Annotated in this window: 8 protein-coding genes; 4 read left to right on the forward strand and 4 right to left on the reverse strand. The window is 36.5% G+C overall.

Annotated features, from left to right (window positions below):
* Positions 1-2,045 (reverse strand): tetratricopeptide repeat protein (locus ACP6PL_RS06820; protein ID WP_426543893.1); only part of this gene is annotated, 2,045 nt, incomplete at its 3' end.
* Positions 2,046-2,114: 69 nt separating this feature from the next.
* A complete protein-coding gene (locus tag ACP6PL_RS06825) occupies positions 2,115-2,555 on the reverse strand; it encodes a hypothetical protein (RefSeq protein ID WP_426543877.1) in 441 nt (146 codons plus the stop codon).
* A gap of 134 nt (positions 2,556-2,689) precedes the next feature.
* Between ACP6PL_RS06825 and ACP6PL_RS06830 the strand changes: the two genes are divergently transcribed.
* The 4 genes from ACP6PL_RS06830 (at position 2,690) to ACP6PL_RS06845 (ending at position 6,030) form a co-directional block, all read left to right on the forward strand.
* The gene (locus ACP6PL_RS06830) at positions 2,690-3,871 is read left to right on the forward strand and encodes a U32 family peptidase (protein WP_426543879.1); all 1,182 of its coding nucleotides are present in this window, start codon (positions 2,690-2,692) and stop codon (positions 3,869-3,871) included.
* Positions 3,872-4,036: 165 nt separating this feature from the next.
* Positions 4,037-4,405, forward strand: a complete 369-nt coding sequence (locus ACP6PL_RS06835) for a translation initiation factor (RefSeq protein ID WP_426543881.1) — start codon at positions 4,037-4,039, stop codon at positions 4,403-4,405.
* Between the two features lie 113 nt (positions 4,406-4,518).
* A complete protein-coding gene (locus tag ACP6PL_RS06840) occupies positions 4,519-5,184 on the forward strand; it encodes a L,D-transpeptidase (protein WP_426543883.1) in 666 nt (221 codons plus the stop codon).
* Between the two features lie 108 nt (positions 5,185-5,292).
* Positions 5,293-6,030, forward strand: a complete 738-nt coding sequence (locus tag ACP6PL_RS06845) for a L,D-transpeptidase (protein ID WP_426543885.1) — start codon at positions 5,293-5,295, stop codon at positions 6,028-6,030.
* Positions 6,031-6,861: 831 nt separating this feature from the next.
* Here the strand turns inward: ACP6PL_RS06845 and ACP6PL_RS06850 are convergent.
* Entirely contained in the window at positions 6,862-8,082 is a 1,221-nt protein-coding gene (locus ACP6PL_RS06850; protein WP_426543887.1) for a DUF790 family protein, read from the reverse strand.
* Positions 8,083-9,044: 962 nt separating this feature from the next.
* Entirely contained in the window at positions 9,045-9,542 is a 498-nt protein-coding gene (locus ACP6PL_RS06855) for a hypothetical protein (RefSeq protein WP_426543889.1), read from the reverse strand.
* Positions 9,543-10,130: the final 588 nt, after the last annotated feature.

Below are 10,130 nucleotides of genomic sequence, written 5' to 3' on the forward strand. Positions count from 1 at the left end.
AAGTTGTTGAAGTCGATGGCAAGGGATGGATGATTTTCTGGTAGGGCGATTTTGTTGATTTCGATGGCTTGTTGGAACAAAGATTCGGCTTCGGAGTACCTGCCTTGAGATTCATATAAAAGTGCCAAGTTGTTGAAGTCGATGGCAAGGGATGGATGATTTTCTGGTAGGGCGATTTTGTCGATTTCGATGGCTTGTTGGAACAAAGGTTCAGTTTCCGAGTATCTCCCTTGAGAACGATATAAATTTGCTAAGTTGTTGAGGAGGGTGGCAAGATATGGATGATTTTCTGGTAGGGCGATTTTGTCGATTTGGATGGCTTGTTGGAACAAAGGTTCAGCTTCCGAGTATCTCCCTTGAAAATAATATAATCCTGCTAGGTTGTTGAAGTCGATGGCAAGGGATGGATGATTTTCTGGTAGGGCAATTTTGTCGATTTCGATGGCTTGTTGGAACAAAGGTTCAACTTCCGAGTATCTCCCTTGAGATTGATATAAAAGTCCTAGGTTATTGAGACTGGTGGCAAGATATAGATGATTTTCTGGTAGGGCGATTTTGACGATTTCGATGGCTTGTAGGTACAATGGTTCGGCTTCCGAGTATCTCCCTTGAGATTTATATAAACCTGCCAAGTTGTTGAGGTGGATAGCAACTTCTGGATGATTTTCTGGTAGGGCGATTTTGACGATTTCGATGGCTTGTTGGAACAAAGATTCAGCTTCGGAATATCTGCCTTGAGATTCATATAAACCTGCTAGGTAGTCGTAGACAGTCGCCACATCAGAATTATCTTTATCCAGCCGTTTTTCAGCTATTGCTTTACCCTTCTCATACCAAGGTTGTGCCTGGGGGTAAAATCCTTGATATTTATAAAAGCTACCTAGTCTAATGAAAGGAGTAATCAAATCATCATCACTCAAATACTCAGTCAAATGTTCCGCCACTTCCTCAATATGAGGAATATTAACCTCAACTTCCTCAACTTCCTCCAGTGTAATATTATGGGGAATTTTTCTTGCTTTCTTTGCCATGACGTGACAAAAATTACGTTTCCATTCGTCTACCGAGTCAAACTGCTCCAACTTACCTACAAGAAATTTTCTAATAAGTGGATGTAGTTGATAGATATTTTCACCACTTCGTTGCAGCAAACTTAAATTCACCAGTACATCATCTCGTATCTCCTCCACATCTGACTCATCCATTTCTGACAAACACTGTTGCACCAAATGCCAAGGAATAGGAGCAGGAGCAAACAAACTCAACCTACATCCGACCTCCTTTTCCTCCTCATCCAATTCTGACCAACTCAAATCAAAAGCAGCTTCCACCCCACGTTGAGCAGTCATATCCAGAAAGCTTGCTCCTTTGCGGTCTTTTTTTTGCAAAGCGCGGTGTTTTAAATCCAATTGTTTTCGCATTTCCACCAAAGACAAATCCCGTTTCCGCTGCAAATACCGCCCCACCAACTCCAAACCCAAAGGCAAATAACCCAAGTCACCACAGAGCAACTTTGCCACATCCGCTTCCCGTTGAATGCGCTCTTCCCCAACCAAAGCAACTAACAATTCCAGAGCAGCACCGTCATCCAAAACCTCTAATTTTAATTGTTGCCAAGAATCTGCCAAATGTTTTTTGCGGGTAGTCAGCAAAACCTTAAACCGAGGGTTGCTAGGCAGAATATTCGCAATTTCCTCATATTTTGCCACATCATCAAATACGATTAAGACATCCCCATTGGGCCACTTCTGCCAACAAAAATCAATCTGCTCCTGCATATTCAGATCGTCAGGCAATTTCAGACCCAAATGCACCCTAGCAAAACTGAGAAACTGCAACTCCACATCCCCATCCAGCACCCGCAACCAACACACCCCACCAGGATAAGTCTCTTGTTGCCAATGATACCGAGCATATTGGAGCGCAAGTTCAGTTTTGCCAATTCCTCCCATGCCCGAAACAGAAGATATGGCCACCCGTTCTGTTTGTTGTAACTGTTCGTGCAGAGTAGCTAATACTTTGTCGCGCCCTACAAATTTTGTCACCCCACTCAATGGCAGGTTTTGTGGAGGTTGGGTACTTTCCTTTGTCGGTGCCCCTCCCGACGACTGCAGTCAAAAGTGAATACCACCTGGACCACCATGAAAAGTATTTCCTTGAATTACATTTCTAATTTCTTCAGCTAACTTACCATAATTTTGTACTGTTGGCCCCTGAGCCTTAATTTTCTCAATTTCAGCCTCAATTTTTTTCACATCTTCTGGACTTTCTTCTTTAGCCACTTTTGCGACATCAATTACAGCTTGGTTAATTTCAGCATCTTGATTAGTGGCAGCCTCCAGTTCTAGTATTGCCTGACCAAAATCTACCGGAAAAGCTTCTGTCTCAGCAGATTTTAAAACAGGAGTAATATCCGCAGGTTTACGCTGTATTACTTGCCACAATTTACCCACTTGTTCGGCAGTCTTTTCACCTAAACCTTCTCCGGCCTTTTCCATATATTTTGTTAAAAAAGGAAGAGCGATCGCTGCTGCAGTTAATTCTATGGGTTCCATAATATAGACTCTGATAATAATCTGAAAATTACATAATATCATACAGAACCTACTACAAAAAATCTGGGAAAATCATTAATTAACAAATCAATTTCCTGGTTGCCTTCCCTTTAGTGATATAATAAAATTTTTCCATGCAATTTAACACTTTTGTCTCATCCATCAACGATTTAAAAAGTTGCGTTAACGCTACTAACTTAAAAGAAGTTTTAATACAACCAACCGTCCTTGCAAAACAGGGGCAACTATCACCACAACAAACACACTCATTAGCATCAACCGCCACAGAATATGGTTTGCGCCCAGTATTGGTGTGGGATATTTTGATGCCAGAACAAGTTATGAGTCAAATTTGTCAACAACTGAGTCAGTGGGATCTTAGCAAGTTTGTAGCGGTGCGGGTTGCTGATCCTGGAGCAGCTTGGTGGTTGCAAACTCATCATCCAAATATAGCACTACAGTTAATTGTAGAAACAGGTAATCATAATTTAGAAGGGTTGCGGGGTTGGTGTGAGATTTTTTCTGGCTCTTTGGAACGTTTGATTTTATCGATCGAACTGCCAGAGCAAAAATTGATTGAATATTGTCAAACTCTCCCCGTTGCTTGTGAAGTTTTAGGAGTGGGGCAGATTTTGTTGTTTTATTCCCCACGCTCCCTATTGTCTCCACACTTGTTAGACTCTGATTCAGAACAAAAATTTCCCTTGCAAACTACTGTTTCATCAGAAGATAGCCATAACCGACCTTTTCCCACTTTGGAAACAGTACATGGTACGTTTATGTTTTTGGATAAAGACCAATTTATTCTCGATAAACTTGAGGGTTTACAGCAAGCTGGTTTACATACAGTTTGTTTAGACTTGCGACATTTGGGAAGAGATGGTGATGTGGCAGTAAATGTTGACCAAATTTGTTCTCAGATTTTAACTGACCCCGTTTCTTTGCGGAAAAACTGGGCGAGACCGACCAGATCGCCTTTTTTCAATGCTAACCGCACTACTTCTATATTTTCCCGAATAAAGTCTAAGCACAAGTTAATTCAGTATCGACAAGAAATTGGTTTAGCCGAGGTTTTAGCTGGAGAAAGTGGAAATTATGTTGTATTTCAAAGTTTGCGACCTTTTGCCGTTTCTCAAATAGAGAAAATAATTATACCTACTGGCGAAGAAATAGAAATTCCAGCAGAAATAGTATTTCGGAACTTAAATGGTGAGATACTTGAGTCATGCGATCGCGAACAAATTCTAATTACAGACTGGATTAAAAAAGCGATGCCAGGTTCATTATTGTTAGGTATACCTGAAGTCAGAAGTTAAATTATTACCATAAGCCGACTTCTGTGTAAGTCCTAATATAATTATTTTGTCAAGGCAACTATTGGGAGCATCTTGCTCCCATAAAGTGGCTTTTTTTATCTCCATCTACCATAACAGTGGTTAATGCTATACTAGCTAAAAATTCGATTATATGGCTTTGAAATTATGCCTAATTCCAAACGTAATACCTCTGATAATAGAAATGCCAAAGGCGATCGCGTAGTTTATTCAGAATTTGGTAATAATGCTAATTCTCCAGCAACAGAAAGAGCACTACCAAACTTACCACCAAATCAACAAAATTTAAGAGTACAAGCATCTCGTAAAGGTCGTAAAGGAAAAACAGTTACTATTATTAGTGGGTTTCAGTCAGACTCAGAAACTTTAACAGCTTTACTCAAACAACTTAAAAATCAATGTGGCGCAGGTGGAACTCTTAAGGATAATGAAATTGAAATTCAGGGGGAACATAAACAAAAGTTAGTCGAGATTTTAACCAAATTGGGTTACAAAGCTAAAATTAGTGGAGGTTGACTTAATCAAACAATAATCATTGCATGAGTAGAGGCAATTTATGAATTGCTTCTACAACTTTAATTTGTAATAATAAATAATTTGTATATTTTCTGTGGTTAAGGATGGAATAAATGAATCTAAAAGCCAGCAATTTTTTTTCACCTAATTGTGTAAATAGTAATCAAAACAATATTTTTTTTAATCCCTTTCATCTTGTAATACTCCTAAATTTAGGTACAGTCATTATATTTAATCTTATACAACAACAAGCCAATGCCTTAACTCCTATTAAAAATCAATCTGGAGTTTCGACAAAATCGACAGATTTAATCGAAACCCAGCCACAAATAAAATCCAAATCAATAATTAGAAAAAAAGCCCTAAATGAACTTTATATTAAACCCAATGAAAAAATTCATTTAGTTATAAAATTAAGCGATCGCCGTGTCTATGTCTATCAAAATGACCAATTAAAAACCAGCTACCCAATAGCTATTGGTAGAGAAGGATGGGAAACTCCTACAGGAATCCATAAAGTTATCCAAAAAATCCCAAATCCCTCTTGGAAACATCCCTTTACAGGAGAAATTATACCTCCTGGCCCAGAAAATCCCTTGGGAGAAAGATGGATTGGTTTTTGGACAGATGGCACAAACTATATAGGTTTTCATGGAACCCCGAAAGAAGAAACCGTAGGGCAAGCAGCGTCTCATGGTTGTGTTAGAATGTTGAACCAAGATGTGCTGGCTCTATTTGAAAAAGTAGGAATTGGTACAACTGTCGTAGTAGAACCTTAAAAAATACAAAGATAATTTAGCTGAAACATTTTCAACATCTAAGCTAAATTAAACTTGCAAAAAATTAGTTTCTGATAATATCTAAATTTGATACATGAGGAGTGAAAAATGAAACAATCTACCACAAATAAATGGCTATATCTTATTACCAAAATTAACCAAAAAACATATAATTTAACAGCTATTTTCCTGACCACAGCAATTATTTTATTTACTAAAAACTTAGCCATAGCTTCTACTCCTATTGCTCAGAGAACTAATAATCATCAGCAAACACAGGTGGAAGCTAATTTACCATTTGGTGGCTTAATGCCAAGACAGAAAGGTGCTGTTAAAGACTTCCAACAACATTTGGGAATGGAAACAGAGCAAGCCAACATCCCATTTGGTGGCTTAATGCCAAAACTACAACGTGCAATTAAAGACTTCCAACAACATCTGGGTATAGAAGCAGAAGAGTTAGTTCGGATCGTACTTCGGTTAGGGGAACGGCGGGTGTATGTATATGAGGGAGAAGAAGAAGTTGCTAGTTATCCTGTAGCTGTGGGTAAACCAGGTTGGGAAACTCCCACAGGCAATTTCAAAGTTATTCAACTGGTAGAAAATCCTCAATGGCAGAACCCATGGACAGGTAAGGTAATGCCAGCAGGGCCAGATACTGCCTTAGGATTAAGGTGGATTGGTTTTTGGACAGATGGCAAAGACACAATTGGGTTTCATGGTACTCCGACTGTAGAATCTATTGGATCTGCAGCTTCTCACGGTTGTGTGCGAATGTACAATGAAGATGTAGTTACTTTATTTGAGAAAGTGAAAGTAGGTACCGAGGTAGTGGTAGAACCATAGTTTAGGAGACTGTTTATTCAAGAAATATAAATCCTAGTGCAGAATGGCGGAAATAACTGACCAGTTACATGCATCCTAAAAGTCTTACTAATCAATACTTCTAATACCAATTACCAAAAGTAATGCTATACTTCAGTTTGACTTCTGAAGTCAAATATTTAGCAAAATTCAAAGTCTGTTTTTGACAATTATTAATCGGTTAGTATTAGTTTTTCCTACTTTTAACCTCTCCCCCACCTCCCCCACTTCCCCCACTTCCCCACCCAATCATATATAGCATTCTTTTTGAGAAATGGTATAACTTCCCCTCCTCTTCCCCTCCTGGGAGGGGTTAGGGGTGGGTTGACTTCTGACTTCTGACTTCCGCGTAGCGGCACTAGGGTGAAGTGGGTTTTGCTAATGCCAAGCTTTCCTCTTATTGATTAATTCAAAAGCTGATATCTGAATGCTTACCGAATAATTAAGGTCTAAAGCCTCTGCTTTTAAGGAGAAAAAACAAAAAAAATCATTTTGCTCAATTCTCTTCTTTTAAGGAGAGGTAATTATGGCTTACCGATCAAATCTGAAACTGTTTACAGATAGAGCTTTTTGCCTTTTTGAGTATTAAAAAAGTGGGATATTTTGAGTTGAAAAGCCTCAAAATGTTAGTATTTTAGACAAGAGTGGGAAAGAGAAATTGAGGAAAAATTATAACTCCTACCTCCTCTAAATTCCTATTTATACTGAATACTGACTACTACAAAGAACAAAAATACTTTTTCAGCAAACCCTAATAATTAATTGTTAATTATTAATTATTAATTATTAAATTATCCCTCTATTTCTTGTTCCCTAAATAGAATTTAAAATTTCTAAAACCGACTTAGGTAATAACTTATCCTTAAACCACACAATAGGAACTGGCACATCTTTAACTTTTACACCCGCTTTTTCTAAATTTAATCGTTCAGAAACAGCCAATATTAAATTATCACATTCAGCACTTCGCACTTGAGCAAATTTCTTTTTTAAATATTCTGGTCTCCAATATCCAACTATTTCCAATAGATATGATTCTCCATTGGGATGTACCAGTCGAAAATCAGGAATCATCACACTACCAGGAATTGGAATTAAATCAACTTCTCTTTCTAATTTCCACTCAGTTTTTAACTTACCCCAACGTTCTGCAAATGATGCTTCTAACATACTATCATAAGGCTTTCCTGGTGGATAATGACTAACTAAACCACAATCAGAATTAAGAGTAAATTTGCCTGTTTTCCAAGCTCCACTAAAAGAGTCGCGATTTTGTAAAGTTGCGTGTAAACTCCATTTAGTAACGTGTAATAATGCAGGCAACATTTTTGCTAATGCTAAACCATAACGAGTGCTAGGTTTAAATAAACTATAAGGACCATCTATTGTCAGGGTAAAACCTTGGTCAGCATCTCCTTCGATATAAGTCATTAATTGAAATAATTTCACATATCTAAATAACAGTTTATATTCTCCTGGATCATTACGATGAGCATTTAATTCAATGTGACTAGCTTTATAAAAAATACCTTGAACTTGAGAAAGGTTATATCTATGTAATAATGCTTCTGGTGTGGGGGCATCAAATTGGGTTAAAATTCTATTTTCTTGTAAGTCTGCATAGAGACCTTTTCTAATTTCATCAGGTACAACTTCTCGGTTTAATTCCTGACTTAATTTAGTTGCTAAATTTTCTAAAGTTAATTCTGTTGATTTGACACTAGGAACCACTTCTGCAGCAACAGCAAAAACACGATTTCTTAATTCTATCGGTTCAAGAGGACTGATGATTTCAAAGGTAGAAAAACTGCCTCTGAGAATATGTGCTAATCCTCTTTTAAAGCGATAGTTAGGGTCATCTCCTTCAATTGATTGTAAACGTTTATCGAGTTCTCCCTGAGTTTTTCCCAATGTTTCTTGGAAACAATTAATCATTTCTGTGGCAATGCTTAAGTTTTTAGCATCTATTTTCAGCTTTTGAGGAATAATTGTTTCTCCGGTTTGACGATGAGAAAGTAAGTCACTTGGCAACATAATTTATGATGTTTAGTACAAACCTTTAATAGTTAAGTAGGTAGGTCTAATTAAACGTTAAAAACTTGTATGGGCGGGTTGAAAGCTTTGATATTTCCAATTTAGTCCATTAAACCCGCCCTACAGTTGTTGAATTTATTTATGTTCACTACTTAATAGCTATTGCAGGTATTTTTGGGATTAGATAATTAGTTATAATACTGTAGGTTGGGTTTTGTTGCGTAATATGTTTGTATTTTTGTTGTCGGAAAGCTTTCCGTTAAGTATTAACTGAAGATGATATAATATCATTTTTCTGCTTCCGAGTTAAGATATTCTCTATATATATTAAATAATTAACCTGTCACATCATTTCTCAGTAAATGTGAGGTATATTTTGAGGTAGACTTTTATGTTTATTCCCTGTTACTTCTTTTCTCTTATCTAAAGCCTATGATTTTGTACCTGACCAGTATGAGAATTACTATTTAACAGAACAGAATATATTGTTACTAATAATATAAATTACTCTAGTAATGATGATGTAGGGTTTGAATCAAAAACTAGATAAAACAATTCCTTTGAGCTAATCCTATTTTTAGAAAGAAGAGGTAATTATTAATTATTGAAGTTATCTGTTTAGGTAGAAAAAACTAGGATTTGAGAGTGTTTCCCTGTAAGTCGCAATGAAGAAAATATGTTGTATTGTGTAACTCTTAATAGTGCTATAATACTAGAATATTACCGAATCATTAATAATTAATAATTATTAATTAAATAATTCAGCTTTATTAACTTCCCCTTTCAAGGGAAAAAAATGCTAGGACATTTCCTTAATATTCAATTCCCGAACGGTTTTAACCAGAGGTAATTATCAATTATCCATTATCCATTAATGAACGAATAAATTCTGTAAGTTATTTTTCATCCAGGGGTTGAAACCCCTGGCTGCGATCTTTTACTCAAGCTTTTGTAGATATAAGTCATACTACAACTTTCATCAAAATACTAGGTTCAGGAGCAAAGACTGTTGCAAGGTTCTCATCAGTAACTTGCCTTAAAGAGAATGTCACATTTGCTGCCCCAAAACTGGAGTTAATATTGTAAGCAAAAGATGCCTCAGACAACTCGAAAAATCCACAGATAAAAGAGAAATCTGCGCCACTAGCAGTTAATCCCAGGAAATCACCGTCCCTAAATACGGCTTCTGCAAATAATAAATCAGCTTTGCCATAGTCAACACCGAAAAATCTAAAGTCAAAGTTATCGACTTTGATGAACTCTACACCCTTTCCACTTAATTGCGAGCAATTGAAAGTGAAAGAACCGTAATAGTTTTTCTCTGTTAATTCTCCTCGATAAGGAGCCACCTCAAAATCGTATTTAATAGTGCTTGTTTTGGCATTACTTGTATTGATATTGATAGTAGAGCAAGCTGTGGTTGTAGGTATGAGTTTTTGGTTTGTGTGTATCTTAGCCATTGTTATTTTTATTCAAGTAATGTTTTAAGTGGTTCAGAAAAATTTGAAGAAATATTGTCTTACGGCTCTATATTCTGAAATCAGAAATCAACCATAGTTAGGCGATCGCTTCTTTTCTTTAAAAAAGCCTTGCCAATATTCATACCTCTATCATAGACAATAATTCTTTATTTTAGGTAAAGTTTCTGTCAAGATTCAGCTAAATAAAGTAAAGGTTTTGTGAAGATTGTCAGTCAAGTTGTGGAATTTCTTCTGTATTTTTACTTAACAAATCTGTATAAAGTATTTTTCTTACCTAATAAACATTAAAATTCCATTAACCTGAAGCTACTAATTACCTGTCAACGAAACACCATAACCAAAAGCCATGGGTGGCCATAACAGGGGATAGATAAGAATAATTATACAAATTGATTAAAGAATATTATAGGTCAACACCCTTGTTATAGAAGTAGGAAGTAGGGGTATTCGATAATTAATAATCAACAATTAATAATTACCTATTCTGTAATAGAAGGATGGGAGATTTGCGAATCTGCTTCATAAAACCGATATAAAACGTCACATAGAGTGACATTTTAATGTTTA

It is taken from the genome of Dapis purpurea BLCC-M126, from assembly GCF_050015975.1.
GTDB lineage: Bacteria > Cyanobacteriota > Cyanobacteriia > Cyanobacteriales > Microcoleaceae > Trichodesmium.

Bases quoted from the DNA above. Each gene is read 5' to 3' on its own strand.
- ACP6PL_RS06825 (WP_426543877.1), bottom strand. From the start codon at position 2,555: ATGGAACCCATAGAATTAACTGCAGCAGCGATCGCTCTTCCTTTTTTA.
- ACP6PL_RS06830 (WP_426543879.1), top strand. From the start codon at position 2,690: ATGCAATTTAACACTTTTGTCTCATCCATCAACGATTTAAAAAGTTGC.
- ACP6PL_RS06835 (WP_426543881.1), top strand. From the start codon at position 4,037: ATGCCTAATTCCAAACGTAATACCTCTGATAATAGAAATGCCAAAGGC.
- ACP6PL_RS06840 (WP_426543883.1), top strand. From the start codon at position 4,519: ATGAATCTAAAAGCCAGCAATTTTTTTTCACCTAATTGTGTAAATAGT.
- ACP6PL_RS06845 (WP_426543885.1), top strand. From the start codon at position 5,293: ATGAAACAATCTACCACAAATAAATGGCTATATCTTATTACCAAAATT.
- ACP6PL_RS06850 (WP_426543887.1), bottom strand. From the start codon at position 8,082: ATGTTGCCAAGTGACTTACTTTCTCATCGTCAAACCGGAGAAACAATT.
- ACP6PL_RS06855 (WP_426543889.1), bottom strand. From the start codon at position 9,542: ATGGCTAAGATACACACAAACCAAAAACTCATACCTACAACCACAGCT.